This is a genomic window from Pseudoalteromonas 'SMAR', assembly GCF_048515945.1.
Classification (GTDB): domain Bacteria; phylum Pseudomonadota; class Gammaproteobacteria; order Enterobacterales; family Alteromonadaceae; genus Pseudoalteromonas.
Genome location: NZ_JBLWMW010000023.1, coordinates 1 through 23,153, shown reverse-complemented (window position 1 = coordinate 23,153; position 23,153 = coordinate 1). Strand labels below are relative to the sequence as shown.

General features: G+C 45.1%; 28 protein-coding genes and 2 tRNA genes. 20 read left to right on the top strand and 10 right to left on the bottom strand.

Annotated features, from left to right (window positions below; all coding sequences use genetic code 11):
• Positions 1-26: 26 nt before the first annotated feature.
• The 3 genes from nadE (at position 27) to folE (ending at position 2,284) form a co-directional block, all read left to right on the top strand.
• A complete protein-coding gene (gene nadE, locus ACNKW2_RS11070; RefSeq protein ID WP_419148612.1) occupies positions 27-863 on the top strand; it encodes an ammonia-dependent NAD(+) synthetase in 837 nt (278 codons plus the stop codon).
• A gap of 127 nt (positions 864-990) precedes the next feature.
• On the top strand, positions 991-1,725 hold the full coding sequence (folM, locus tag ACNKW2_RS11065; RefSeq protein WP_419148611.1) for a dihydromonapterin reductase: 735 nt from the start codon (positions 991-993) through the stop codon (positions 1,723-1,725).
• A 7-nt stretch (positions 1,726-1,732) separates the two neighbouring features.
• Positions 1,733-2,284 (top strand): GTP cyclohydrolase I FolE, encoded by a 552-nt coding sequence (folE, locus tag ACNKW2_RS11060; RefSeq protein ID WP_419148610.1) that lies wholly within the window; start codon positions 1,733-1,735, stop codon positions 2,282-2,284.
• Between the two features lie 38 nt (positions 2,285-2,322).
• Here the strand turns inward: folE and ACNKW2_RS11055 are convergent, their stop codons facing one another.
• From ACNKW2_RS11055 to ACNKW2_RS11045, 3 genes are read right to left on the bottom strand one after another with little or no spacing between them, the layout of a single operon-like run.
• A complete protein-coding gene (locus ACNKW2_RS11055) occupies positions 2,323-3,999 on the bottom strand; it encodes a hypothetical protein (protein WP_419148609.1) in 1,677 nt (558 codons plus the stop codon).
• Entirely contained in the window at positions 3,992-4,723 is a 732-nt protein-coding gene (locus ACNKW2_RS11050; protein ID WP_419148608.1) for an MBL fold metallo-hydrolase, read from the bottom strand. Before ACNKW2_RS11050 ends, ACNKW2_RS11055 begins: the two co-directional genes overlap by 8 nt.
• A gap of 7 nt (positions 4,724-4,730) precedes the next feature.
• Positions 4,731-5,162, bottom strand: coding sequence for a YqaA family protein (locus ACNKW2_RS11045; RefSeq protein WP_419148607.1), 432 nt, complete (start codon positions 5,160-5,162; stop codon positions 4,731-4,733).
• Positions 5,163-5,294: 132 nt separating this feature from the next.
• Here ACNKW2_RS11045 and ACNKW2_RS11040 point away from each other — a divergent pair, with 132 nt between their 5' ends.
• From ACNKW2_RS11040 to ACNKW2_RS11030, 3 genes are read left to right on the top strand one after another with little or no spacing between them, the layout of a single operon-like run.
• Positions 5,295-5,804, top strand: coding sequence for a TlpA family protein disulfide reductase (locus tag ACNKW2_RS11040; protein WP_419148606.1), 510 nt, complete (start codon positions 5,295-5,297; stop codon positions 5,802-5,804).
• A gap of 9 nt (positions 5,805-5,813) precedes the next feature.
• Entirely contained in the window at positions 5,814-6,278 is a 465-nt protein-coding gene (locus tag ACNKW2_RS11035) for a DUF2721 domain-containing protein (RefSeq protein WP_419148605.1), read from the top strand.
• A gap of 60 nt (positions 6,279-6,338) precedes the next feature.
• Positions 6,339-6,785: a c-type cytochrome gene (locus ACNKW2_RS11030; RefSeq protein WP_419148604.1), complete on the top strand. Its 447-nt coding sequence runs from the start codon at positions 6,339-6,341 to the stop codon at positions 6,783-6,785.
• A gap of 147 nt (positions 6,786-6,932) precedes the next feature.
• Here ACNKW2_RS11030 and ACNKW2_RS11025 read toward each other — a convergent pair whose 3' ends face one another.
• On the bottom strand, positions 6,933-7,118 hold the full coding sequence (locus tag ACNKW2_RS11025) for a PA3496 family putative envelope integrity protein (RefSeq protein WP_419148603.1): 186 nt from the start codon (positions 7,116-7,118) through the stop codon (positions 6,933-6,935).
• A 288-nt stretch (positions 7,119-7,406) separates the two neighbouring features.
• Between ACNKW2_RS11025 and ACNKW2_RS11020 the strand changes: the two genes are divergently transcribed.
• The gene (locus ACNKW2_RS11020; RefSeq protein WP_336568175.1) at positions 7,407-8,192 is read left to right on the top strand and encodes a DUF2884 family protein; all 786 of its coding nucleotides are present in this window, start codon (positions 7,407-7,409) and stop codon (positions 8,190-8,192) included.
• 34 nt (positions 8,193-8,226) lie between these two features.
• On the opposite strand, the gene ACNKW2_RS11015 is transcribed toward ACNKW2_RS11020, so the two are convergent.
• Positions 8,227-9,681 (bottom strand): aminotransferase-like domain-containing protein, encoded by a 1,455-nt coding sequence (locus ACNKW2_RS11015; RefSeq protein WP_419148602.1) that lies wholly within the window; start codon positions 9,679-9,681, stop codon positions 8,227-8,229.
• A gap of 109 nt (positions 9,682-9,790) precedes the next feature.
• Here ACNKW2_RS11015 and ACNKW2_RS11010 point away from each other — a divergent pair, with 109 nt between their 5' ends.
• The gene (locus ACNKW2_RS11010) at positions 9,791-10,705 is read left to right on the top strand and encodes a DMT family transporter (RefSeq protein WP_419148601.1); all 915 of its coding nucleotides are present in this window, start codon (positions 9,791-9,793) and stop codon (positions 10,703-10,705) included.
• 30 nt (positions 10,706-10,735) lie between these two features.
• Here ACNKW2_RS11010 and ACNKW2_RS11005 read toward each other — a convergent pair whose 3' ends face one another.
• Positions 10,736-11,590 carry a diacylglycerol/lipid kinase family protein gene (locus tag ACNKW2_RS11005; protein WP_419148600.1) on the bottom strand — a complete coding sequence of 285 codons (855 nt, stop codon included), beginning with the start codon at positions 11,588-11,590 and terminating at the stop codon, positions 10,736-10,738.
• Positions 11,591-11,873: 283 nt separating this feature from the next.
• Between ACNKW2_RS11005 and ACNKW2_RS11000 the strand changes: the two genes are divergently transcribed.
• From ACNKW2_RS11000 to ACNKW2_RS10985, 4 genes are all read left to right on the top strand, one after another.
• Positions 11,874-12,017 carry a hypothetical protein gene (locus ACNKW2_RS11000; RefSeq protein ID WP_419148599.1) on the top strand — a complete coding sequence of 48 codons (144 nt, stop codon included), beginning with the start codon at positions 11,874-11,876 and terminating at the stop codon, positions 12,015-12,017.
• Positions 12,018-12,241: 224 nt separating this feature from the next.
• Positions 12,242-12,332, top strand: a tRNA-Ser gene (locus tag ACNKW2_RS10995).
• Between the two features lie 19 nt (positions 12,333-12,351).
• A tRNA-Ser gene (locus ACNKW2_RS10990) sits at positions 12,352-12,444 on the top strand.
• A 128-nt stretch (positions 12,445-12,572) separates the two neighbouring features.
• Positions 12,573-13,322, top strand: a complete 750-nt coding sequence (locus ACNKW2_RS10985) for an MBL fold metallo-hydrolase (protein ID WP_419148598.1) — start codon at positions 12,573-12,575, stop codon at positions 13,320-13,322.
• On the opposite strand, the gene ACNKW2_RS10980 is transcribed toward ACNKW2_RS10985, so the two are convergent.
• Together ACNKW2_RS10980 and ACNKW2_RS10975 are read right to left on the bottom strand one after the other, a co-directional pair.
• The gene (locus tag ACNKW2_RS10980) at positions 13,311-14,432 is read right to left on the bottom strand and encodes an aminotransferase class V-fold PLP-dependent enzyme (protein ID WP_419148597.1); all 1,122 of its coding nucleotides are present in this window, start codon (positions 14,430-14,432) and stop codon (positions 13,311-13,313) included. The two genes, ACNKW2_RS10985 and ACNKW2_RS10980, sit on opposite strands and share 12 nt — an antisense overlap.
• On the bottom strand, positions 14,425-15,606 hold the full coding sequence (locus tag ACNKW2_RS10975; RefSeq protein ID WP_419148596.1) for a PrnB family protein: 1,182 nt from the start codon (positions 15,604-15,606) through the stop codon (positions 14,425-14,427). Before ACNKW2_RS10975 ends, ACNKW2_RS10980 begins: the two co-directional genes overlap by 8 nt.
• 120 nt (positions 15,607-15,726) lie before the next feature.
• Here ACNKW2_RS10975 and ACNKW2_RS10970 point away from each other — a divergent pair, with 120 nt between their 5' ends.
• The 3 genes from ACNKW2_RS10970 to ACNKW2_RS10960 are packed head-to-tail and all read left to right on the top strand — an operon-like array spanning position 15,727 to position 18,643.
• Positions 15,727-16,188, top strand: coding sequence for an Lrp/AsnC family transcriptional regulator (locus tag ACNKW2_RS10970; RefSeq protein WP_336568164.1), 462 nt, complete (start codon positions 15,727-15,729; stop codon positions 16,186-16,188).
• A gap of 17 nt (positions 16,189-16,205) precedes the next feature.
• Positions 16,206-17,522 (top strand): alpha/beta hydrolase, encoded by a 1,317-nt coding sequence (locus ACNKW2_RS10965; RefSeq protein ID WP_419148595.1) that lies wholly within the window; start codon positions 16,206-16,208, stop codon positions 17,520-17,522.
• Positions 17,522-18,643 (top strand): GNAT family N-acetyltransferase, encoded by a 1,122-nt coding sequence (locus ACNKW2_RS10960; RefSeq protein ID WP_419148594.1) that lies wholly within the window; start codon positions 17,522-17,524, stop codon positions 18,641-18,643. Before ACNKW2_RS10965 ends, ACNKW2_RS10960 begins: the two co-directional genes overlap by 1 nt.
• Here the strand turns inward: ACNKW2_RS10960 and ACNKW2_RS10955 are convergent.
• Positions 18,629-19,219 (bottom strand): DUF938 domain-containing protein, encoded by a 591-nt coding sequence (locus tag ACNKW2_RS10955; protein WP_419148593.1) that lies wholly within the window; start codon positions 19,217-19,219, stop codon positions 18,629-18,631. The genes ACNKW2_RS10960 and ACNKW2_RS10955 overlap by 15 nt on opposite strands.
• 165 nt (positions 19,220-19,384) lie before the next feature.
• Between ACNKW2_RS10955 and ACNKW2_RS10950 the strand changes: the two genes are divergently transcribed.
• From ACNKW2_RS10950 to ACNKW2_RS10930, 5 genes are all read left to right on the top strand, one after another.
• Positions 19,385-19,567 carry a hypothetical protein gene (locus ACNKW2_RS10950; RefSeq protein ID WP_336568160.1) on the top strand — a complete coding sequence of 61 codons (183 nt, stop codon included), beginning with the start codon at positions 19,385-19,387 and terminating at the stop codon, positions 19,565-19,567.
• A 125-nt stretch (positions 19,568-19,692) separates the two neighbouring features.
• Positions 19,693-20,049 (top strand): hypothetical protein, encoded by a 357-nt coding sequence (locus ACNKW2_RS10945; protein ID WP_336568159.1) that lies wholly within the window; start codon positions 19,693-19,695, stop codon positions 20,047-20,049.
• A gap of 8 nt (positions 20,050-20,057) precedes the next feature.
• A complete protein-coding gene (locus ACNKW2_RS10940; protein WP_419148592.1) occupies positions 20,058-21,434 on the top strand; it encodes a class II fumarate hydratase in 1,377 nt (458 codons plus the stop codon).
• A 92-nt stretch (positions 21,435-21,526) separates the two neighbouring features.
• Positions 21,527-22,006, top strand: coding sequence for a hypothetical protein (locus ACNKW2_RS10935; protein WP_419148591.1), 480 nt, complete (start codon positions 21,527-21,529; stop codon positions 22,004-22,006).
• Between the two features lie 9 nt (positions 22,007-22,015).
• On the top strand, positions 22,016-22,405 hold the full coding sequence (locus ACNKW2_RS10930) for a hypothetical protein (RefSeq protein WP_419148590.1): 390 nt from the start codon (positions 22,016-22,018) through the stop codon (positions 22,403-22,405).
• Here ACNKW2_RS10930 and ACNKW2_RS10925 read toward each other — a convergent pair whose 3' ends face one another.
• Positions 22,406-22,594 carry a hypothetical protein gene (locus ACNKW2_RS10925; RefSeq protein ID WP_419148589.1) on the bottom strand — a complete coding sequence of 63 codons (189 nt, stop codon included), beginning with the start codon at positions 22,592-22,594 and terminating at the stop codon, positions 22,406-22,408. It lies immediately after the preceding gene.
• Positions 22,595-23,153: the final 559 nt, after the last annotated feature.

The following is a 23,153-nucleotide window of genomic DNA, read 5'->3' as shown; positions in this document are numbered from 1 at the left end:
TATTTTGACAGAATTGAGGAACCCGCATGCGTGAAGCAATCATGGCCGAAATGAAAGTTCAGCCTGTAATCGATCCAGAATTTGAAGTGAGAAGGCGCGTGGCTTTCATCAAATCCCGCTTACAAGGGGCGGGTTGCTTTTCGTTGGTGCTGGGGATCAGTGGCGGTGTTGACTCTTCAACCTGTGGTCGCTTGTGCCAGCTGGCGGTGGATGAACTTAACTTAGAGCAAGGCGCAAACACCTACCAGTTTATTGCGATGCGCCTTCCTTACGGTACGCAAGCCGATGAAGATGAAGCACAACTGGCACTGGACTTTATTCAACCGAGTAGGCGCCTGAGTGTCAACATCAAGCCGGCGGCAGACGCCATGCATGAGCAAGCGCTCAGCGCCATGACGGGTTCGGGCACCAGCTTACCGGCGCAATCGAGTATCGACTTTGTCAAAGGAAACGTTAAAGCACGTCAGCGTATGGTAGCGCAATACGAAATCGCAGGGTTGACCCAAGGGCTGGTGGTGGGCACCGACCACAGCGCAGAAAATATTACCGGCTTTTACACTAAGTTTGGCGATGGCGCCTGCGATCTTGCTCCTCTGTTTGGCCTATCAAAGCGTCAAGTTCGAGCACTGGCTGCGCACCTGGGAGCGCCAGAACTGCTGGTGAAAAAGACACCAACAGCAGACTTAGAATGTGACCGTCCTGGACTTGCCGATGAAGAGGCGCTAGGTCTTAGCTACGACAACATTGATGACTTTCTTGAGGGTAAGCCGGTAAGCGACGCCGTCAGTGGCAAACTGATTGCCATTTACCAGCGCACACAACATAAACGTCAAGCTATTCCAACCGTGTATGACGACGAATAATTACCGCTGGGGGTGATCAGTTCCACTCACCCCTGCGTTTACCTCTGTCTAACTCCAGTTGTATCACCGCCTAAGACGGTATAGACAAAAACCGCTAGGCCAGCACTCGACTACAGGGATTTACTGCATGAGCTCAACCACAGCATTAACACCAGCCCCGATTCTGATTACCGGTGGAGCACAGCGCATCGGTCTCGCGCTGGTTAATCATTTTATCGAGCAAAACCAACCTGTTATAATCACTTACCGCACCCGACATGAGGTCGTTAGTAGACTCGAGAAGCAAGGCGTTATCTGCCTTCAAGTTGACTTCGATGAACCACAAGCGGTGACTCAGTGTATCGCTCAAGTAAGGCAGCATACCAACCGCCTTAGAGCCATTATTCACAACGCGTCAAGCTGGGATTGTGAAGCAAAAAACCCCGATCATGATGTGTTATTCGACAATATGATGCGTATACACGCAAAAGTGCCCTATTTATTAAATCAAGGCTTAAGTGAGTTGCTTCTAAAGCCTAACAGTGCAGAAGTTACAGACATTATTCATATAACGGATTACGTCGTAGAAAAGGGCAGTCAACGACACATTGCTTATGCCGCAAGTAAAGCCGCATTAGACAACCTAACTCGTTCTTTTTCTGCTAAATTTGCACCCAAAATTAAAGTAAACAGTATTGCCCCTTCGCTCATAATTTTTAATCCAGATGACAGTGACGCCTATCGTGAAAAAACGTTGAGAAAGTCAATTATGGGGGTTGAGCCGGGCACCGATGAGGTGATCAATAGTGTCGCTATGATCCTCAACAGCTGCTATATGACCGGACGGACGTTACAAATCGACGGCGGTCGCCATTTAAGGTAGAAATATCATGCATGACAAATTAAAACACAGTTATAAATCAATCATTGAAGCCGTTGGTGAAGATGCCGACAGAGAAGGATTATTAGATACGCCAAAACGCGCGGCAAAAGCCATGGAATATTTGACCCAAGGCTATCGCCAAACGTTAACTGAGATCACCAATAATGCGGTATTCAGCTCTGATGCTGACGATATGGTATTAATCCAAGATATTGAACTTTACTCTATGTGTGAGCACCACTTACTGCCTTTCGTTGGTCGTTGTCATATTGCCTACATCCCCGATGGTAAAGTGCTAGGATTATCCAAATTTGCCCGCATCGTCGACATGTTTGCTCGTCGTTTTCAAATTCAAGAACAACTGACCCATCAAATCGCTCAGGCAGTGGAAGAAGTGACTGGAGCGAAAGGCGTAGGTGTTATCGTTGAAGCCAAGCATATGTGTATGATGATGCGCGGAGTTGAAAAGCAAAACTCCAAGATGCGTACATCAGTTATGTTAGGCAATTTTCGCAGTGACTCAAAAACTCGTAATGAGTTTCTACAGCTATTGAAGTAAGAAATATTTTAGCGGGAAATGCTCCCGCTATCTTAGCCTTACCTTAGCAACTTACGGATGTAAGCGCCTACTAACACGGTGATGAAGACGATACCTAGTATTGACTCTGCAGTCACTAATAACCCTAAACTACTTTCTGGTTTAACCTGGGGCCAAGTACCGAAAAATGAGCTAATGAAGCTTTGTACACTTAGGGTTATAGCCTGTTTAACACTCATTTGACTAAAAACAGTGAATGTTAAAGCAAAGGATAAAAGCACCATTACTGATGAAAGTACTATATTCTGAAGCCTTACACCCCATCCAAAAACACTACCAAAAAGAAACCTTTTTATAATATTAGGTTCTGAAGCATCACGCATATGAAAGTAAGCTACATCTTCTAATTCAAGGCTGCCACTATCAGCGTACCAGTGCTTAAGAGAGCAAAGCATATCATGGTGTTCTATACGACTGGCACCTTTTAATGCCAAACAATCAAACGCCTTTGGTTTCAAAGAAGCATATTGCCACCACTTCCTCTTCTCCCCAATTAACAAGTTAGAGGGATAAAATAATACTCGGCTAGCAACGAAGCGACTCAAATTAACTTTTACCGCCTTTGTTTCAAAAAAGAAATTTTGTGCTATAGAAGTACCATGAAGGTTCAACTCTGACACACTTTCGTTTTTGGCTAAGCGAAGATGCCTACCGATAGAACTCTCAATTATGTTTAGGTCTTGAATTTTACACTCTTCGATTAGTAGATCTCTATCAACTGAGATTTTGTAGCACTCCAATCTTGGTAAGAATGATTTAGATAGCAAAAATTCACTTGTAGAAAAGCGTTGTATGACTATACCCATATCGAACTGATAGTCAGATATAACAATGCGCTTTGAGAACGTATCATTATGAACTTCGTCATTTCCATTTACACCGACACCTAAATTTAGCTGTCCTATTTTGGCATTATTAGTAGTCGATTCATCTTGCACGCCAAGCAACTGTACTCCGCTTTCAAAAGTACCTGCTATGGAGACAACCCCAGAAACTGTCATCTCGTTTAACCAAAAAAGATCTTTTGATCCAACAACACCAAAGTCCAAGTATAAGTTCTTCGCATAAATTCCTCGAAAGGATGCGCCTCCAGAGCCGGAGAAATTGCACCCTTCCAAGTGCACATCTCCTTTTACACAGGTTTTCTTAAGACTAAAGTGTTTTGAGAAGCAACAGTTTGGCATCCAAATATCGGTAGTTATAGAGCAACCCATTAAGCGAAAATTACCATTAAAAGAACACTGAATAAAAATAATGCTGCTTGAATTCAGGCTTTGTTGCTCTTCCAAGTAATCAAACTCAATATCCTCGAACGTACAATTAATAAACACTAATGGTTTTGATGAGCTACCGAGATACTTAGACCAATCTAGTTTTGTAATTGGGTTACAAGTCCCTAGATTTTGAATAACTTGATACTGAGACTGAAACTCTGACTCTTTTGATAAAGTGATATACTCAAGACACGACCCTCTATCTGACACCTTATAGCGACAATGGTAGATCTGATCGAGCTCACCCTCTTTTTTGTTTGTAATATCGTTCAGCCCTCTGAAGCCAAAATTAAATAGCTCCTTCCAATGTACGAAGTGTATATCGCCTTGTTCAGTCTCTAATATTGCAAACTGTTGGTTGTAAGCATCAAAGTATAAACAACGAGACTTTTGTTCAATCAAAAAAGTATTCCTTCCCTTGTTTTACAAACCCTGCAAACTCACGCTCTACAGTGCGTTGATACTCACGCCAATGATCTTCATAGCTCATTAAGTACATTTTTTTGCGTTGCTCGGAGCCATATTCCTCTAACAAAGAGTCTAGCGTGGCATGAACAGGGTTATATGATGTAAGCGTGACATCATGAAAGCATACATCATATTGAAATTTTGAAATTTTATCTGGAATAGCTGTAGTGTCTGAGGTATAGATTACTTTTTTATTTATAAAAAGACCAAAGCAAGGTTTTTCAGGTGTGTGTCTAACAGAAAATAGTTGGTAATTAACTTTATCAAAAGAAAACTCATTTTCTGTCAACACTTCAACATCGAAAAAATCTTCTAAAGTAGCAGTGCCCTCACCTAATTTAGACATTGAACCCTTTAAAGTCTGATCCCACAACTCACTATATAGCGACTGATGTAAAAAGAGCTTTATCCTATGTTTATATTTAAAACGGCTCTCATATGCCATTCGCTCCAGACCAAATACATGATCACCATGGACATGAGTAATAAAGATAGCATCAATATCATTTATTGATAAATTCTGCTCTTGTAGCGCGTACTTAATTGTGTAGCCACAGTCAATTAATAAATGACCTTGCTCGCCTTTAACTAGTGCATTATTATTAAAATGCTCCATGGCTTCGGAGTGGCCACAACCGAGAAACACTATTTTATTCATCCTTTTCCTACTCTAAAGCTACCTTGACCAGATAGATAACAAAAGCATAACGTGCCCCTTTGCCAATCGCAACCAGAGTAAAAAACCACAAGAAGGAAGTACGCAGCGAACCGGCAACCAGAGTTAAGGGGTCGCCAATAACAGGCAACCACGCAAACAGCAGAGAAAACTTGCCATACCGTGCAAAGTGGTCACAAGCCTTGTCATAATTAGCCTCAGATACCGGGAACCAACGCTTATCTCGAAAGCGGGCAATAAAAAAGCCGAGATAATAATTAATACAACTGCCCAACAGATTGCCTAAGGTAGCGGCTAACCATAAGCCCCATAGCAGGCCTTGCTGCTGCACTACCAGGGTGGTCAACATAAGCTCTGAGGAAGCTGGAAATATAGTCGCAGCCACTAACGCCACGGCAAACAAAGATAAGTAGAGGGTCATAGCAGTAGCGCTCTAGCGTGCAATTATTTTATCGCTTTAACAAAGTCGATTTGTCAGGCAATATACTGAATTAGTTGCGTAACTGCAAAGTGCTAGCACCTCTCGGCGCCATAATAAGGAAGACGATACGCCATGAACAAACTACTTAACGCCACACTGATAACGCTTATGGTCACGGTTATAAGTGCCTGTAACTCCACAGCTACAACGGCACCAGTAAAACCTAGCTATGATACCTACATTGAGCCTGGAGACACCTTCAAGCACCTCAGTTTAACCACCATTGAAGGTGAGGTGGTGCCATTTAACACACAACAGAAAAAGCTGGTGATCTTATTTGCCACTTGGTGTAGCGATTCACAGCGCTTACTCAATGAGTTAAAACACTCCGCACTGTTACAAGATCCAAATCTTGCCATTTTCGCCATTGGCCGAGAACAAGGTGCTGCCACTTTAGCCGCATTTAAGCAAACCATGGCGCTGCCCATCTACTTTGTCGCCGATGAGCAACGTGCTATTTATAATCACTATGCTAATCAAGGGATCCCTAGAGTGTTCCTACTGAATGAGCACAATACGGTGATGCAAACATTAATTGGTGAGCAGCCCAATACATTAGAACAGCTTATCTTGAGCAATTAAGGAGGCATAATGCAAAACGATGTCGTGAGCATTCTCACTATGGCAAAAGTCATTCAAACTGCCGTCGCCCCGGTCTTTTTAATTACCGGCATTGCCGCCACATTGGGGGTGTTATCCAATCGCCTAGCCCGGATCACCGACAGAGCACGACTACTAGACCGCAAGCTCAATTCCATCCAAGATGAAGACTTAACCATGCATTTTAGCCGTGAAATGCGCGCCTTACTTAAGCGTTCACGCTTTATTCACGTGGCTTTCAGTATGAGTGTATTAAGTGCTTTATTAGTATGTGCCGTGGTCATGCTATTGTTTATTTCTCACCTTTATAGCATGCCACTAGGGATCACGCTATCATCGTGCTTTATTGCGGCTATGGTCCTGTTAATCGGGGCTTTTGTTTCGCTCTTAGGGGAAATATTTCTTGCCACTCGGAGCATGCGCCGAGGTATGATTTTTAAAGACATAGAAAGTTAATACTAGGGTGGTATTAGCCAGTTTATATTTTGAAAAATAAGGAAACATTAAGGGTATTTCATGAAAAAACTCATCACCGTCACACTATTAAGCTGCCTAGCAGCAAGCGTACAAGCGAATCCGATGTTTGAATCTGCCGAGGACGCCATTGAGTACCGCAAAGCTTCTTTCCAATTGATCCGTTTTCAGATTGGTAATATGGGCGACATGCTAAAGGGTAAAGTACCGTTTGATGCCGAAGTGTTTAAGCAGCGCGCAGAAAACGCAGCACAACTTTCGCAAATGCCATGGGAAGCATTTATCACAGGTTCAGATAAGGGCGATACCGACGCCTTACCTGCTATTTGGCAAGATAAAGCGACGTTCGACAGCAAAGCTTCGCAATTTGCCGAATACGCTCAAGCGCTTGCGGTTGCCGCTCAAAGTGGTGATAAAAAACAAATTGCGCCAGCATTCCGTGATTGGGCAAAGGGCTGTAAAGACTGCCATAAGTCATTCAAAGACTAATGACACAATCATACCAAACAGCCGCATAACGCGGCTGTTTATTCTCAGTCACCTACCACCATATGCGGCTTGTAAATGGCTGAAACCATAAGTCGAATTGCACAATAACCTTTCGTCATCGCCACAGCTTATAGGTAACTAAGACCACTAGTCATCTAGGTAATCGAAGTCATCGTCACCTAAGTTTCTGCGTAAGCGTTTTTGCTCTAGGTAGTCATCTAGCTTGCGTTTAATTTTACGCTTTTGTTTGTCATGCTGGTTACGCCCAAGCTTTTCAAACTCATCATCTGCAAAGTCATCATCAAGGGCATCGTAAGAAAATGTCTTACCCACAACTCACTCCAAAAATATTGAATTAAAAATGATGAGAGCGAACTCTCAAGATCACTATTTAGCGCTAAAATCACGATCTGAAAAGTGAGAGTTTTTTATCATGACAATAAATTTTATTTATCCTCTTAAAAATAGTGCGGAATCTCACCAAATAATCGTCATTTTACTCATCGCTTTTCTTTTACCTACATCCAAAAAAACCTCAACACACTGTTTTATATGGACTTTAATTGTTGGCACTGTTCTTGTTTTATTTCTTATCGTAACCAAGAGTAAAGGGGATGAACCATGTATAAAGTTTTATTGTTAAGCGCTGCAACCATGATCAGCAGCACCGCTATGGCACACCAAAAGAATCACATCACATTTAGCGGTGACAACTGTGAAGTCGAGTTTCAAAACGACGTAAAAATTACGCCCAACCACCTTACCATTACCACTGCCAGAGATAATACCGCCGCTATCACACAATACGGTGAGCTGACCATCAATGGCGAAAAAGTCAATTTAACGGCTGAGCAGCAAGCGCAGTTGAGTCAATACGGTGATCAGTTACGTGGTCGCTTACCACAAGTGGCCGACATTGCTTTTGAAGGCATTAAACTGGCCGGTGTGGCGTTAGATGAGGTGGCGCAAGCATTTAACCTAAATAGCTTAGACAATATTCATGCGGTGATTGCCGACTTAGAAAGTGAAGTACATCGCACCTTTTATCAACAGGGTGCCTTTGTAATGGGAAAACAAACCTTCGAAGACTTTGGTCAGAACTTCAACGGTCAATTTGAAGAGAAAATTGAAGAAGCCATGGAAGAGGCTATGATGCAATCTATCGGCAGTATTTTAGTGGCGCTAGGTAATGAGATGTCTGACGCCAATGGCGACATGGGCAACTTCGAAAAGCGCATGACAAACTTTGCTCAGCAAATTGAAAGCAAAGTTGAACACCAAGCCGAGGCCATCGAAGCAAAAGCCAATGCCCTGTGTGGTGACTTCGAAAAAATCGCTCACAGTGAGGCAATGGTTGCCAAAGCGGTACCAGAAATGTCTAATTTTCAACTGTTTCGTTTTAAATAAAGGGTAACCCTCTGCTCACCGCCAGTGCATGCTATTAGCGTCCACTGGCGTTTTTAAGCTCTGTCGTCAGCCTGCCTAATTGATAAACTGCCTGCTCCACGTCATTGCTCCACGGTAATCCATAGCTAATTCTAATACAGTGCTGATATCGGTTACTGGCGCTAAACAAGGTGCCAGGAGTAATGCTAATGCCGTTTTCCAGTGCCCGTTGAAATAATGCCGCTCCACTCACTTGCTTCCCCAGATCCAGCCACAGTACGCACCCTCCTTGCGGCCGGCTAACCCGAATGTCATCTGTGAATGCTTGACGCACCGTTTGCACCATACGGTCCCGATTTTCCATTAAGCGTTTACGTACTAGCTTTAAGTGGCGCTCATAGCCACCCGAGCTAAGAAACTCAGCTAACGCCCACTGATTCATCAGCGATGAAGAACAACTTAACGCGCGCTTGATACGCTTCGCCTTAGCCACAAACTGCCCTGCTACCATCCAGCCAACACGGTAGCTTGGTGCTGCTGTTTTTGAAAAGGAAGAGCAGGTGATCACCATGCCTTTGCGACTAAACGCTTGGGCAGGAATGCCGCGTTGCTCAGTAAAGTACAAGTCTCCATAGACATCGTCTTCAATCAGTACCACATCACGAGATTCTAGCAGCGCAACTAATTCAGCGCGGCGGCTATCGGGCATAAAGCTACCTAAGGGATTGTTAATACTGGTAGAAAACACACAAGCACGAATATCATGCTGATCCAGTGCTTTTTCCAGGTCTTCCAGCCAAATACCATCATCATGACACACCGGGATCTCAATGGCCTGAAGACCCAAACTCTCAACCAGCTCAACAATGCCAAAATAGCAAGGTGATTCAACCGCCACGACATCGCCCTTAGTAGTCACCGCTTGCAGCGCGATTGCCAAGGCTTCTTGAGCGCCATTGGTGATCACTAATTCCGCCATATCAATGGCCAGGCCCATATCTAAGTAACGACGTACAATCTGTTTTTTTAGGCTTTCCAAGCCATCCATAGGACCATAATTAATCAGCTCATGACCGGCCTGCTTCATGGCTCTACGCATTAACTTGGCCAATACTTGCTCTGTACCGGCCACCGCAATGGGGTTAGCAATACCCAGCGGCACTGTGTGTGGCTGATGAATACCGCTGTAAACCTGCTCAATCAGCGCTTGTTTATTTACCACCACTGGTTTATTAGGTAATTGGGTGCGCTTCGGATAGACATTGGCTTCACGGCGAGTGCTAAGAAAGTAACCTGACTTTTCTCGTGCCACCACCCACCCTTGAGCTTCCAGTAACTGATAAGCCTGCTTAACGGTAGGTACGCTGACATTGAGGTTGTGCGCCATGGTGCGCAGCGACGGCAGCTTTTCGCCTGGCAACAGAGACTTTTGTTCTACCATGGTTAATATCATTTGAATTACTTGTTGATATAAATAGCTGGCATCTTGGCGCTGAATTACGGTACTCATAAGCATTAAATCTGTATAGGTTAAAATTAGCAATTTCTGTATATAGCATATACAGAATAACAGCGTAGACTACCCACTTCTAGCATTGTTTTAACCTTGAGCGTCTGTCATGCAAAATCTTTTTCTGTACACCATAACGGTATTGATCTGGGGATCGACCTGGCTTGCCATCGAATATCAGCTCGGCAGTGTCAATGAGTTTGTTTCACTATTTTATCGCTTTGGTCTCGCGGCCATCTGTATGTGGGTGCTGGTTTTATACAAACGCGTCGATATGAAGTTTTCACTGACCGATCATGGCTTTTTTGTGTTGCTTGCCATTTGTAACTTTGGTGCCAATTACCTCTTTCTGTACTGGGCTCAAGCGCACTTAACCTCAGCCATGGCTTCCATCGCCTTCTCGCTACTGCTAGTGGTGAATATTATTAATACCAAGTTGTTTTTCGCCAAGCCGATTGCCAAACGCATTTATTTTGGTGCTGCCCTTGGCACTGCCGGGATAATCAGCTTGTTTTGGCAGGACTTGGTCGCATTTGATTTGCGCAGTAGCGCAGTACTCGGGTTATCATTAGCATTAATAGGTACAGTGATTGCCTCACTTGGCAATATGGTGAGTGTTCGTAACTCCAATCGCCAAATTAATATTATGGCAGGTAACGCTTGGGGCATGCTGTATAGCACTGTGATGCTAGCAGGCTATATTGCGCTGAGCGAACACCAGTTTATTAATGCTGCGCCAGCCTCTTACTGGTGGTCACTGGTGTATTTAAGCGTCTTTGGTACAGTGATCGCATTTGCTTGCTATTTTTCTTTACTGAAAAACATTGGCCCAGAAAAGGCCAGTTATCTCATTGTGTTATTCCCTTTTGTGGCAGTGATTTTAAGTACTCTTTTTGAAGGATTTCAGTGGCAACAAAATACCTTCATCGGCTTTTTGCTGGTTGTGGTGGGTAACGCCATTGTGCTGACACCCCTTGAGCGTATTGCCGCTTGGTTGTCGTTACGGTCCCCAGTTAGAAGTTGAAGTCTTACCAATGCTTTAGCTTCTTACTCTTCAAGCGCCATTTATTGATGGCGCTTTTTTTATGGCTATTTGCCCAGCATAACAACGGATCTCCACCGGAGTTGTTGCGACGATTTCTCCATCCGCCTCTACCGCTAGACCAGGTTCACTTATTTCAAAGCGCTGGGCTTGTTGGTGATAGACATGTAAAGAGTCCATATGACGGCGAAACAACATGGCAGCAAATACAACAACTCGTTGGCATATGCTTTTTGGCGTGAACCAGATTAACTCAAGATGACCATCAGCAAGCGATGCCATCGGTGCCGGGGTTAAACCTCCAGCAAAATGCTTACCATTGGCCACCAATAGCATCATGCCCTGTTGTGGCCAACCAGGGTGCGCGAGCCTCAGTGTTTTTGCAGCAAATAGCGCAGCCAATCCCGCGGTGATATAACTAAACCGACCCAAACGCTTGCCTTGCTGGAGTTTACCTACAACATGGGCATTAAACCCAACACCCGCTATGTTCACGAACCAGCGCTGATCGACGCGGCCTAAGTCCACCGCCATCGTTTGTGGTGAAAAAACACTGCTGCGCCACTCCTCAGCACTGTATTGAAACTGTCTCGCAAAGTCATTGCCGGTCCCTGCTGGCAGTAGCGCAATGTCACACGGTAACTTAGCTACGGCATTGACCACCAAGTTCAAGGTGCCATCACCGCCAATGACCACCACGGTATCTTCTGCTGTCGCTAACTTAGTGACAGCTGAACAATCAGAAGCATAATTTCCGCTACTATAAAACCACTTCACCGAGCATTTTTTTCGTTTTATTTGTTGTTCTAACCAAGCAATATGCTGCGTCGCAGCACGCCCAGCAAGTGGATTCACGACCACCAGCATAAAAACCCCAAAAGCAAAAAATCATTTTATATGAATAAAAAACCAACCACAAAGAGAGAAAAACAAACAAAAATCAATAAGCAACTGAATTAACTGATATAAATAAAAATCCAACAATAGAAAAAAGTGCATATCCATTCATAATCAACCATAAAGCAAAGCTTAACACCACATTAATCGATAAATAAAACTAATGCGAAAGAGATACTTTTTATCGTTGTTAATTTAATCAACTTGACGGCAAAATAACCTTGTTTTCAATTAAACCAGTCAGGAGTCAGACATGCTTAATTCAGCTGCGCCTTGCAGCCCTTCACAAAATACGTTTAATACCACCCAGCCATCTAAGCGCCGTTTTAACTGGAGCAAATGGCTCACCTTATGTGCCCAGCATTTGGCACTAAAAGACGTAATTATGTATAAGTAAGTCTGCACAGAGCATGGCGTCCCAACCCGCCATGCTGCTGTTCTCTCGCTATGCTCAATAGAGCACAAAAGCATCAGTACCACCACTGTTTTCCTTTCGACTGTTATCCAAAGCGCTCATTTTTAGCCGTTTTTTAAAAAAAGCCGCCTTTTCGATTGTTTTTTAAGCAAACGGTCCAAAAACGGTTTACAGCGCCTAAATGGCTGAGTATTATCTTTGCCCATGGAGAGATGGCTGAGTGGTTGAAAGCACCGGTCTTGAAAACCGGCATACGTTAATAGCGTATCTAGGGTTCAAATCCCTATCTCTCCGCCATTTTAAAAAGTATTGCGTCGGAGAGGTGGCCGAGTGGCTGAAGGCGCTCCCCTGCTAAGGGAGTATAGGGTTTGTAGCCCTATCGAGGGTTCGAATCCCTCCCCCTCCGCCATTTCTTTGTAAAGAAACCGCTATTATGGCGGTTTTTTTATGGCCAAAATTTACCTTCCCTCACACTCTGGTCAGACCACATCGAACTGTGCTAAGTTGGTTCTTCTGTTAGTTAAAACACCGTCCCGAATGAAACTACATGTACTAGAAGGCTACATTCAAAGCATTTACTTGGTTGAGTATCAACACCAGCTCTTACTGCTCGATGGCTGCTGCCGTGCCGATGTCACTTTAGTATGTGATTATATAAAGCAGTTAAACCGCCCTATCACAGATTTAGCCCTAATAGTGGTTACGCACATGCACCCTGATCATGCCGGGGGAGCGCACGCACTACGCCAGTTAACCGCAGCCAAAATTGCCACAGCCAATGCACCTAGCCAGTGGTATCAAGGACTTGATGGCATCATGATGCACCTGTCAGACATGGCTTTAGCATTATGGGTAGCCGGCAGGAAACGCAAAGCCAAGCAAAACCTCTGGTATCCGCGTAAGCTAGTTGCAGACTATTTTCTTGCCGATGGCGATACCCTACCTGGCTTTGATGAGTGGCAGGCCATACATACCCCAGGTCATACCGACCGTGACTTGAGCCTATTTCATATGCCCAGCAAACGCATCTATGTCGCCGACTTAATGGTAAAGGTCAAAGGCCAGTTTATCGCGCCGTTTCCGGTTTTTTATCCGCGCCTGTATCGCCAGTCATTACACAAGGTGCAACAGCTCCAGCCACAATCAGTGATCTTAGCCCACCAAGGGGAAGTAGACACGCCAGAGGTTGACTTTGCAGCCTTGATAGCACGCGCGCCCAAACAACCAATGACGCACTGGCGCTCGGTAAAAAAGAAAACCAAACAGGCCCTTGGATTAGGTCGCTAGCACCGAGTTCACGGCCGCGATCAGTTGCTTAATATCTGCTTCCGTATTGTAGATATGCGGCGAGACCCGCAGTCCATAGCGACGCTGATCGGTAGCTATTTGAGCCTGTTGTAACGCTTGGCTAACCGTTTCTTGATGCTCAGCAAAATCTAAGATTGCCGTACCAGAACACTGCTCGGCAGCCACTGGTGAGCGGTAGAATGGTGCTAGTTCAGTTTGTAAACGCGTGAGCAGCTTAAGGTTATGAGCACGAACCGTGTTTATGCCAAGCCGAGCAAAGTAATCGAGGCTGTGTCCGGCATACACAAATGGCGCCACTGATGGCGTGCCTCCCCAAAAACGCAAAGCGGTGTCATGAAAAGCAAAGTGATGGATGTCGAACTCAAATGGATTTTGATGGGAAAACCAGCCAACATCTTTCGGTTCACAATAGGGTAAAACATCGGGGTGCACCCAAAGAAATCCAGCTCCAGGGCCGCCACAACTCCACTTTACACTGGAACCGATAACGCAGTCGGCTTGCCACTGAGTTAAATCTATCGGTAATACACAAAGTGACTGCGCAATATCAACAATGGTACGACAACCTGATTGTTTCGCCAGCGTAATAATGTCTTTTACCGGAGCCTGCTCACCGCTGTTAGAATAGACATGACTGATAAAGACCCAATCTATTTGTTCATTTATATATTCTTGCCAAACGTTGCTGTCGTGCATATCTAAGTGCGCCGGAATAAAGACCACTTCGACATTGTCTAAGGCCTGTTGGAAGACAAACCCCATACTCGGAAAATCGTCTTCACTCATCAGCACCCGCACCTTGCGCAAGTTACTTTCGGGTAGGCTCATCAACCATTTGCTTAAACCACTGGAAAGGTTGGCTTGCGGGCAAAACCACTGCGGTTGCGAGTTAAGTAGTTGCGCCAGTGCTCCTTGAAACCGCTCTATGCTTTTTAACCATTGCGGCCAAGGTTCTGTGCTTTCACTCTGCCACGGCAAAACAAAATGTTGATGATAGTCTTGCGCTGCAGAGCGCAGCATTCTGCCCACTGAGTGACTCAGTAAGTAATGGCCTTTAGGTAAGTGAAAATCAGCGTTAAGCTCAGTCATTATCAGCTCCAAGTGCCCCTTTTAAGCGCTGCAAGTCGGTGTGTCGGGTAAAAATATCATCACGCTGTGCTGCGGCGCGTCGATCTCTGAGGTCAGCTAAACTCTGCAACAATACTTCTAGCGGTGGACCACTGGCCGTGACTTTACTCAAGTGCTGCTCTTGCATCTGCTGCGATGGCTTTGCAATATACTTTTCAACTAATTGATTATGATGCTGTATTGCCGTGTCACCATGGAGTTTACACACTTGTATAAACAAGCGTGCCGCAGGCTCAAACCACTCCCCACGGGGACCTTCTAGAGCTTCTAAAAAGGCATCCATCAGATTTGGGGTGCGCATACACTCACGCAGTGTAGCTTGGTCCTCGGGCATCATATATAAAAACTTTTCCACCAGCATTTGTCCATAGCTAATGTCATTGGCTGGGCATAGGCCTAACATCATGTCGATCACATTAATACCAGCAAAGTCCCCCGCATTTGCGCCGCGGTAGACCTCCTTACCAACCCGGTAAGGTTTATAGTATGGTCGTACAACATGGAAAAAAGCATCGGCATCCAACGCCTTAAACAGCGTCTGATTAGACTCAATCACATCCAGCAACGCCTGTTTTACCTGCTTTAATAATACCACCGCCATAGGGTGAGATATGCCAACATGATGCACCTTCATTAATGCTTCAGCACCGCGCTTATAAGCCAATATGGCTTGAGTATTGTAGTCAATAAACAAGCGCTCGGCAGGGTGTGAAGTAAAGCGCTTGTACACGCCATTTATTGCTCGGTTGTGGGTTGTTAGGTGTGCCGTTGCAAAGCGTGGTGTGACGCCAATGGAAGCGCCAATATGCATGGCTAATGCCGAGGCTTCTGTCAGTGGTGAATGGCTTTCGCGGCTTGGTTCGGTGATTTCATGGCGCCGGCATGCCGCCATAAATAAGCCGACATTACCCAGTAAATCAAAGGCCTGCTCAAAGCCTTCGTCGGTGTTACCTTCTGCTAATAAGGCTGAAATTAGGGCATTGCCCTGCTCTAGTAACTGCTGTTTATATGGTTCGCCCACTCCAGCAACATTGGCTTTGTCTTCTTGCTGCCAGTATAGCTGTTCAAGTTGGTCGTTGATGGTGACGAAAGGTCCGCGGATCCAGTTGTCGAATTGTAACGATAAGGTGCTCATTAGTGTCTGCTAGCTATTCTAAATAGCTACAGGCTATCAAAGTAGTACGAGCATAATTTGCTAATTTTCGCTAAAAAAATAATACTAACTAGCAATATCCACTAAATCTAAGCATTTAATGTGAATTTAGACCGTAAAGACAAACTATTGCTCAACGCCTTACAGCATAATGCTCGCTTGAGTAATGCCGCGTTAGCAGAGCAAGCCAATTTATCCGACACGCCGTGTTTGCGGCGCATCAACAAGCTCCAGCAAAGTGGCATCATTAGTGGCTATCATGCTGCCATAGACCGAGCTCAAGTTGATTTAAGTATTCTCGTATATGCCTTTATTCGGCTTCATGAAAACAGTGCCAGTGCAGCAAACCAGTTTGAACAACATGTCGGTGAGCAAGATCATGTGATCACTTGCTCTGTGATCTCAGGCAGTTATGATTACCTACTTGAAATAGTCGCAAAAGACTTGCCCAGCTATGAGCAGTTCGTCAAACATCAGTTAGGCGCGTGCAATGCCATTGCTGCCATTGAGTCAACCATTGTACTCAAGCAAACCTTTGCTAAACGCACACTGCCCATTCGTTAATTCGCTCTGGAGAGCCTGTGAATAAGAAGACAATACTGCACTTTGTTACTCACACCCTGTTACTTGGTTTGGTTATGCTACCCGCAAAGGTCATGGCAACCGACTGCTTAACTCAGGTTAATGACTTGGCACTGTTCGAACACAGTAAAGCCAATGGTCAACTGCGCTTTGCTATCGACTCTGGCCCTGCGGTTATCAAGGTAACTCCCCAGATGAGTTTCAATCAGTACCTCAGCCGAACTAAAGCACTCATTGAGCGTCGCAACCCTCGTGGCAACCTTCCCTGTCCCGTCACCACTCCGACAACAGCAATATTACAGCTGCATGCCACTTCCGTGGCCGATTTAGTGGCTCCTTTTGAACTACCTCAGAGCAATTCAGATATGGCTATTTTACTGTTGCACGGGTTAACAGACTCGCCGTTTACTTTTCATTACCTGGCGGCGTCCTTACATCAACAGGGATATAACGTGCGGACGGTGCTATTACCTGGTCATGGCACTGCAGCGAGTGATTTAACTCAGGTATCTATACAAGATTGGCAACGCCATGTTGCTTATGCCATCGAACAAACCAGCGAAGACTTTAAGCAGTTCGCGGTGTTGGGGTACTCCACTGGTGCAGCATTAGCACTGAGCTACCTTGAGCAGCAAGTACCAGACAACCTTAATGCCTTAGCGCTCATTTCTCCAGCCACAGAGCCACATAATAAACACGCTTGGCTGGCGCAGTGGCTCGATTACTTACCGTTTGTAGAGTGGATTGATGAAGATGCTGACCTTGATTTTGCTAAGTATGAGTCTTTCCCTTGGCATGGCGCCACTCTAGCCCATCAAGCAATGGCACCTGTACAAGCAATGACCGCGCTGCCCAATGTCGCTACCTTTGTTAGCTTCAGTGATGTCGATACCACCATCGATAACCAGACAACAGCAAAGCTGCTAAAGCAGTGGCAACAACATCCCAGCAATACCATCACCCCTGTGCAATGGCTATATAGTGAAACTCAGCCACAAAGCAATCGTCCTGACGTTTTTATCCGTCGTGTTGCCTCTAAACTCGTGTTAGACATGTCACATATTGGTATTTTGCAGCCACCAGAGCATAGTTACTATGGCAGCAACGGCCCCTATCGTAATTGCACGAGTTACCATTTAGATAAGGCCCAATTTGCCCGCTGTCGACTCGGCGAAAACCCAGTGTATGGTGAACGTCACCCAGCGAACCTGAAGCAACCTTTGCCGCTTGCTAGGATCACGTTCAACCCAGACTATCAAGACTTCGTTAGCGCTCTTATCGACTTCTTTTCAACGCATGAGGATGATAGCCACTAATGTCGTTTAGCCATGACTTCAAAAACGCCATAAGCGACATTCCAGAGCAAAATTGGCAAGCGCTATCTGGTAAGCAGGTATTCACTCACTATGCATTTTTACGGGCCTTAGAGGAAACTGGCTGTGTTAGCCAGAAAACGGGCTGGACCCCTCATCACTTAGTTATCCGCTGTCAAGATGACATAGTTGCCATCCTGCCCGGTTATATTAAAACACACTCTTATGGCGAATACGTTTTTGATTGGGCGTTTGCAGAAGCGTATCAACAACATGGCCTACCCTATTACCCAAAGTGGCTGTGTGGCGTGCCATTTACCCCAGTGCAAGGGCCAAGGCTATTAGCCAAAACACTCAATCAGGAGTTATGTAATTACATTGAACAGGTGTTGTTGCAATTATCACACACCGAGTTAAGTGGTGTACATATAAACTTTATTGCTAACCCTGCTACCTTGGCTAATACCCGCTTTGTGACAAGACGCAACGTTCAGTTTCATTGGTATAACCGTGATTATCACGACTTTGCCGGTTTTCTTAGCCGCTTTAATGCCAGAAAACGTAAAATGGTAGTCAAGGAGCGCCGTAAAGTTGCACAACAGGGCATAGCGATCCGTTGGTTCCAAGGTGATGAGGTGACTGCTGAGCTACTCGATGCCTTTTTCCTTAGTTATCGCCTAACCTATTTAAAGCGCTCGGGCCATCATGGTTACCTTTCTAAAGGCTTCTTCCAACAACTGTGTAAAACCTTGCCTGAACATGTCCGGCTCTGCTGTGCATATCATCAGGGCGAGGTGGTGGCCACAAGCTTGTATTTTATCGACCAAGATACGCTATACGGCCGTTACTGGGGGGCCATTCAAGACCAGTTTGACTTCTTGCATTTTGAGCTTTGTTATTACCAAGGCATAGAGCTGGCCATTGCCCAACAACTTCAGATCTTCGACGCTGGCGCCCAAGGCGAGCATAAACTCGCACGAGGGTTTGAGCCGGTTTGGCGACACTCCTTCCACTATTTATTTCAAGCAGACTTTCACCGTGCGCTACAAGATTTTAGCCGCCGCGAAACGCAAGCACTGGGTGAGTATTTTCAACAGTGTCAGGACAAGCTACCGTTTAAATAGTAATAAACGATTGTTGGCTGGCATCTGGTGATCCTCTAATAAGGTAAAGCCATGTTGTTGTGCCAGCGAGACCAACCAAGTTTGCTCCCGTATACCGCTTCGTGGGTCGCGCTGTTGTAACAACGCATCAAAGCGCTCATTACTGGTACTGGTGTATTGGCCATGATAATTAAAAGGGCCGTAGATAAATAACAACCCAGCAGGCTTGAGGTGCTTTGCTGCTCCTTGTATAAGCTTAACCACCAGTTGCTCTGAGATGATATGCAAAGTATTGGCAGTAAAAATAGCATCGTATTGCTGCTTCACAGGCCAGGGGAAATGTAAGTCTAAAGCTAAAGGAGGACGAAGGTTACTTAGCTGCGCTTCTGCCAGCCAAGCATTAATACCTTCATGATGCATTTGCTGATCGGCAGTCTGCCAAGTCAATTCAGGCAGATGTTGCGCAAAATGCACGGCGTGTTGGCCAGTGCCCGACCCTATTTCTAATAATTGCAAGCAACCAGTTAAGTGAGGTTTTAACTTTTCCAGGATGGGATCTTTGTTGTTTTCACATGCTTGAGAGAAGGGTTTTGTCATTGTTTTTGCACTAATTTGATCAATCTATGCCCGCTATTGAGGCAAGGATCAGCAACAATTGCAAGTGGTGTCATCAGTAAGTCTGTTAAGCAATTAAAATCATGAAAGAAATTTATTTTGGTATAACTTCTGCTACGTTTAAAGAGGAACTAGAGGAGAAGCAAGATGAAAATTTCAGAGATCACACACATGCCTAGCGAAGTTAAGAGTCAAGGTTTACTCTTAAAGCGTCGTAAAAATGCCTTTATGAAAGGCAAGTCTTACCGGCAAGAGATCGCTAATCTGATGCAGTTAGATGAGCAGGAAAAGGAACATACCGAGCAAAATTATCTCCTCGGATATAACTAATTTTATCCCTGCAGCTCGCAATGCCAGAACCTCAGTAATGAGGCTCGACACGAGCTTGAATTTACAACGCAACAATGTAATGATAATAATTATCATTACATTGTTGCGTTGGTTACATGCGGAATATGACTTCACCATTATGGCACGACACCTTATTGCAGTCCCCGAATAGCGATCTATGTGCTCCGGTCATGGTCGCCGAGTTTATTTCTGCCAAGTTAAATACTGCCAGATACTATGGCCGCCGCAACAACCCTTTGCTACAAGAATTCTATCTTAAGCATGCCTTATCAACATTATTAGAAGCCATAGCTGATCCTTTAATCGCCTTAAGCATTAGAAAACAGTGTATGGATCAGCTATTCAAACCTTTGTTGGCACTGAAGCGCTTTTATCGGCTAAACCACTCATCGCAGCAACATTTTTTACGGCTGCAACGAGAGGCGTGCCAAGTATGCCAACAGTTTAACCCGTTTATATAGGAGTAACTATGGATAAGTTCCGCCAAGAAAGTGATAGTATGGGCACACTTGATGTTCCAAAAGAGGCCTTATATCAAGCCCAAACCCAGCGCGCAGTTAATAACTTTCCCATTAGCGGTATCACGTTACCACAGCAATTTATTAAAGCGCTGGCCTACATTAAACAGGCTGCCGCTGAAGCCAATCAGTCTCTTGGTCATCTAGAAGCCGAAAAAGCAAAAGCGATTGTGGCGGCTTGCCAGCAATTGATTGATGGTAAACATCTTGGGCACTTTCCTGTCGATGTCTTTCAAACCGGTTCGGGCACCAGCTCCAATATGAATGCTAATGAAGTCATCGCCACCTTAGCAACACAAATTGGCGGCATTAAGGTTCACCCTAATGACGATGTCAACATGGGGCAAAGCTCCAATGATGTTATACCCACCGCTATTCACGTCAGTAGCGCCATTGCCGCAGTGTATGAATTATTGCCAGCCCTAAAACACCTATCAGCCACCATTGAACAAAAGTCATCATCGGTTGGCCACCATGTAAAAACAGGCCGAACCCATCTAATGGACGCCATGCCCGTCAGTTTTGCACAAGTACTCAGCGGCTGGCAAAGCCAAGTGGATAACGCTTGCCAAGGCATTGTGCAAGCATTAGAAAAGGTATACCAATTAGGACAAGGGGGAACCGCTGTCGGCACTGGAATTAATGCCGACCCTAAGTTTTCTGAGCAATTCAATAATTGCCTAAGCAGTAACGTTGGGATCCGCTTTAGTAAAGGTCAGAACTTTTTCTATCACATTGGCTCTCAGGATGCCATCGTTGCCCTCTCTGGGCAGTTAAAAACGTACGCCACTGCACAAATGAAACTGGCCAATGATCTCCGTTGGATGAATTCAGGACCCTTAGCAGGGCTGGGAGAAATCGAGCTCGAGGCGCTTCAGCCTGGTTCCTCTATTATGCCAGGCAAAGTTAATCCGGTTATTCCTGAAGCCGCCGCTATGGCCAGCGCCCAAGTCATAGGTAACGACACCACCATTACAGTGGCAGGACAGTCTGGTAATTTTGAACTCAATGTCATGTTGCCAGTCATTGCGCTTAATATTTTGCAAAGCATAGAAATACTTGCAAACAGTGCACGCTTACTCGCCGACAAGGCCATCGCCAGTTTTACCGTCAATGAAGACAATATTAGCAAAGCCTTAGCCAAAAACCCGATTCTGGTTACCGCGCTAAACCCGGTGATTGGCTATGAAAAAGCCGCTAAAATCGCTAAACAAGCTTATCAAGAAGGGCGACCGATTATTACCGTGGCACAGGAGCAAACGGATCTCAGCGAGGAAGAGTTACAGCGACTGTTGGATCCGCAAAAGCTGACCCTTGGCGGGCTATGATTACTCATAGTAGGCTGCGACAGTAGCCTACTTCTGTCTTGCTATTACCGTGTTATTTGCGTAGCTTAATAAGCAACAACAGGAGATAGTAAATGAATAAAACCGTATTAGCACTGCTGGTCTCAGTCCTACTAGCCGGCTGCCAAAAAGAAGCACAAAGTGATAACCAACAGCAACCCACAGCTGAAACGACTCAGACCAGTAATACGCCACAACCTAAGCTAGAGCTGCAAGAGCAAAAGGTCGCAGAGCTGACACAAGAACAACTAAACGACTTGAAACAACAGCTGGACACGCTTACCGCGGATAAAAGCTGTGACAACAGTTCACAATGCCAAGTCACTGCTGTCGGTGATCGCGCCTGTGGTGGGCCCTCTTCTTACCTAATCTTTTCTACTAAACACAATAATGCAACCACTGTGACACAACTGGCAGATAAGATCACGGCGGCAGAAAAGGCCTATAACATAAAGAATCAGGTCATGAGTATTTGTGAGCATTTAACCAAACCAAGCGCTCAATGTGTTGAAAATAAATGTGTTAAACTAGCAAGTAATCACCCGACACAATAGAGGCTTACAATGAAATCACCTTTTTTGCTCACTGCTTTAGCAACACTAACCATCGCGTTAACAGGCTGTGAAACTACCACAGCAAACAATAGCCAAAGCAGTAACAGCAAGAGCAGTATCAGTTTGAGTGACATTGAACAGCAATTAGGGTGTGATGCTAGCTATCAATGCAAAGTGATCGGCCTGGGTGAACGTTTAACCTGTGGTGGACCCCGTGAATACCTGATTTACTCGACTAAACATAGCGATGAAAAGCAGGTAGAGCAACTTGTGGCGACCTTAACTCAACAAGAGCAACAGGAAAACCAGTCTAAGCCGCCAGCACAGAGCTGCGAACCAGTAATGCCCGTGCAAACGCTTTGTATTGATAACCAATGCAAGCCCATAACGATTAAGTAGTTATGGGCCAATAAATTCATTAATTAATGAAACCACCATGACAATTAAGGCACATAGGCCCGCATTAACTAAATATTTTACTTCCAGCTGATGCTTAACCCAGTAGCAATACATAAAGCGGATTAAATAAGTAGCTGACGTGCCAAATAAGGCAAAGATTACTAATAAAGCCAATAGTTGAAAGGTCACTGTGCCTCCTCTTTTTTGCCCATCATATCGCGGATCCTGCTGCGCTAATAGCCATTCCCCTTAAAATGCTGAAGAAAAGCCTACACCCGCGAATTAAGCCACTTATAGGTGCGCGTTTATTGCTCTTAAGACTGTTTAGATTTTGTAGGCGCGGGTTTACCCCGCGCTTTTTATTGTGCGCTAAACGCAAAAAACCCGCTGCATTGCTACAACGGGTTTGACGTACAAGGGTGAACTGCGACCGAAGCACCGCTTCGCAGCGCAGTGAACGCGAGGTATGGACACCGAGCCGGAAGCCCTCCACAGGGATGTGTGCCCAAAGGTTGTCTTTACCACTCTGTCTACATTGCTCTCAAGGCTGTTTAGATTTTGTAGGCGCGGGTTTACCCCGCGCTTTTTATTGTGCGCTAAACGCAAAAAACCCCGACTCTTTCGAATCGGGGTTTGACGTACAAGGAAGTACTAATGTCGATGAGATTCATGGATGAATGTCTTTCATCAACTTACTTATAAGGCCCTGGCGATGTTCTACTTTCACATGGGAAGCCCACACTATCAT

What these genes read in the sequence shown, in the direction of transcription:
- nadE (WP_419148612.1), top strand. Translation starts at nt 27, where the DNA reads ATGCGTGAAGCAATCATGGCCGAAATGAAAGTTCAGCCTGTAATCGAT.
- folM (WP_419148611.1), top strand. Translation starts at nt 991, where the DNA reads ATGAGCTCAACCACAGCATTAACACCAGCCCCGATTCTGATTACCGGT.
- folE (WP_419148610.1), top strand. Translation starts at nt 1,733, where the DNA reads ATGCATGACAAATTAAAACACAGTTATAAATCAATCATTGAAGCCGTT.
- ACNKW2_RS11050 (WP_419148608.1), bottom strand. Translation starts at nt 4,723, where the DNA reads ATGAATAAAATAGTGTTTCTCGGTTGTGGCCACTCCGAAGCCATGGAG.
- ACNKW2_RS11045 (WP_419148607.1), bottom strand. Translation starts at nt 5,162, where the DNA reads ATGACCCTCTACTTATCTTTGTTTGCCGTGGCGTTAGTGGCTGCGACT.
- ACNKW2_RS11040 (WP_419148606.1), top strand. Translation starts at nt 5,295, where the DNA reads ATGAACAAACTACTTAACGCCACACTGATAACGCTTATGGTCACGGTT.
- ACNKW2_RS11035 (WP_419148605.1), top strand. Translation starts at nt 5,814, where the DNA reads ATGCAAAACGATGTCGTGAGCATTCTCACTATGGCAAAAGTCATTCAA.
- ACNKW2_RS11030 (WP_419148604.1), top strand. Translation starts at nt 6,339, where the DNA reads ATGAAAAAACTCATCACCGTCACACTATTAAGCTGCCTAGCAGCAAGC.
- ACNKW2_RS11020 (WP_336568175.1), top strand. Translation starts at nt 7,407, where the DNA reads ATGTATAAAGTTTTATTGTTAAGCGCTGCAACCATGATCAGCAGCACC.
- ACNKW2_RS11015 (WP_419148602.1), bottom strand. Translation starts at nt 9,681, where the DNA reads ATGAGTACCGTAATTCAGCGCCAAGATGCCAGCTATTTATATCAACAA.
- ACNKW2_RS11010 (WP_419148601.1), top strand. Translation starts at nt 9,791, where the DNA reads ATGCAAAATCTTTTTCTGTACACCATAACGGTATTGATCTGGGGATCG.
- ACNKW2_RS11005 (WP_419148600.1), bottom strand. Translation starts at nt 11,590, where the DNA reads ATGCTGGTGGTCGTGAATCCACTTGCTGGGCGTGCTGCGACGCAGCAT.
- ACNKW2_RS11000 (WP_419148599.1), top strand. Translation starts at nt 11,874, where the DNA reads ATGCTTAATTCAGCTGCGCCTTGCAGCCCTTCACAAAATACGTTTAAT.
- ACNKW2_RS10985 (WP_419148598.1), top strand. Translation starts at nt 12,573, where the DNA reads ATGAAACTACATGTACTAGAAGGCTACATTCAAAGCATTTACTTGGTT.
- ACNKW2_RS10980 (WP_419148597.1), bottom strand. Translation starts at nt 14,432, where the DNA reads ATGACTGAGCTTAACGCTGATTTTCACTTACCTAAAGGCCATTACTTA.
- ACNKW2_RS10975 (WP_419148596.1), bottom strand. Translation starts at nt 15,606, where the DNA reads ATGAGCACCTTATCGTTACAATTCGACAACTGGATCCGCGGACCTTTC.
- ACNKW2_RS10960 (WP_419148594.1), top strand. Translation starts at nt 17,522, where the DNA reads ATGTCGTTTAGCCATGACTTCAAAAACGCCATAAGCGACATTCCAGAG.
- ACNKW2_RS10955 (WP_419148593.1), bottom strand. Translation starts at nt 19,219, where the DNA reads ATGACAAAACCCTTCTCTCAAGCATGTGAAAACAACAAAGATCCCATC.
- ACNKW2_RS10950 (WP_336568160.1), top strand. Translation starts at nt 19,385, where the DNA reads ATGAAAATTTCAGAGATCACACACATGCCTAGCGAAGTTAAGAGTCAA.
- ACNKW2_RS10945 (WP_336568159.1), top strand. Translation starts at nt 19,693, where the DNA reads ATGACTTCACCATTATGGCACGACACCTTATTGCAGTCCCCGAATAGC.
- ACNKW2_RS10940 (WP_419148592.1), top strand. Translation starts at nt 20,058, where the DNA reads ATGGATAAGTTCCGCCAAGAAAGTGATAGTATGGGCACACTTGATGTT.
- ACNKW2_RS10935 (WP_419148591.1), top strand. Translation starts at nt 21,527, where the DNA reads ATGAATAAAACCGTATTAGCACTGCTGGTCTCAGTCCTACTAGCCGGC.
- ACNKW2_RS10930 (WP_419148590.1), top strand. Translation starts at nt 22,016, where the DNA reads ATGAAATCACCTTTTTTGCTCACTGCTTTAGCAACACTAACCATCGCG.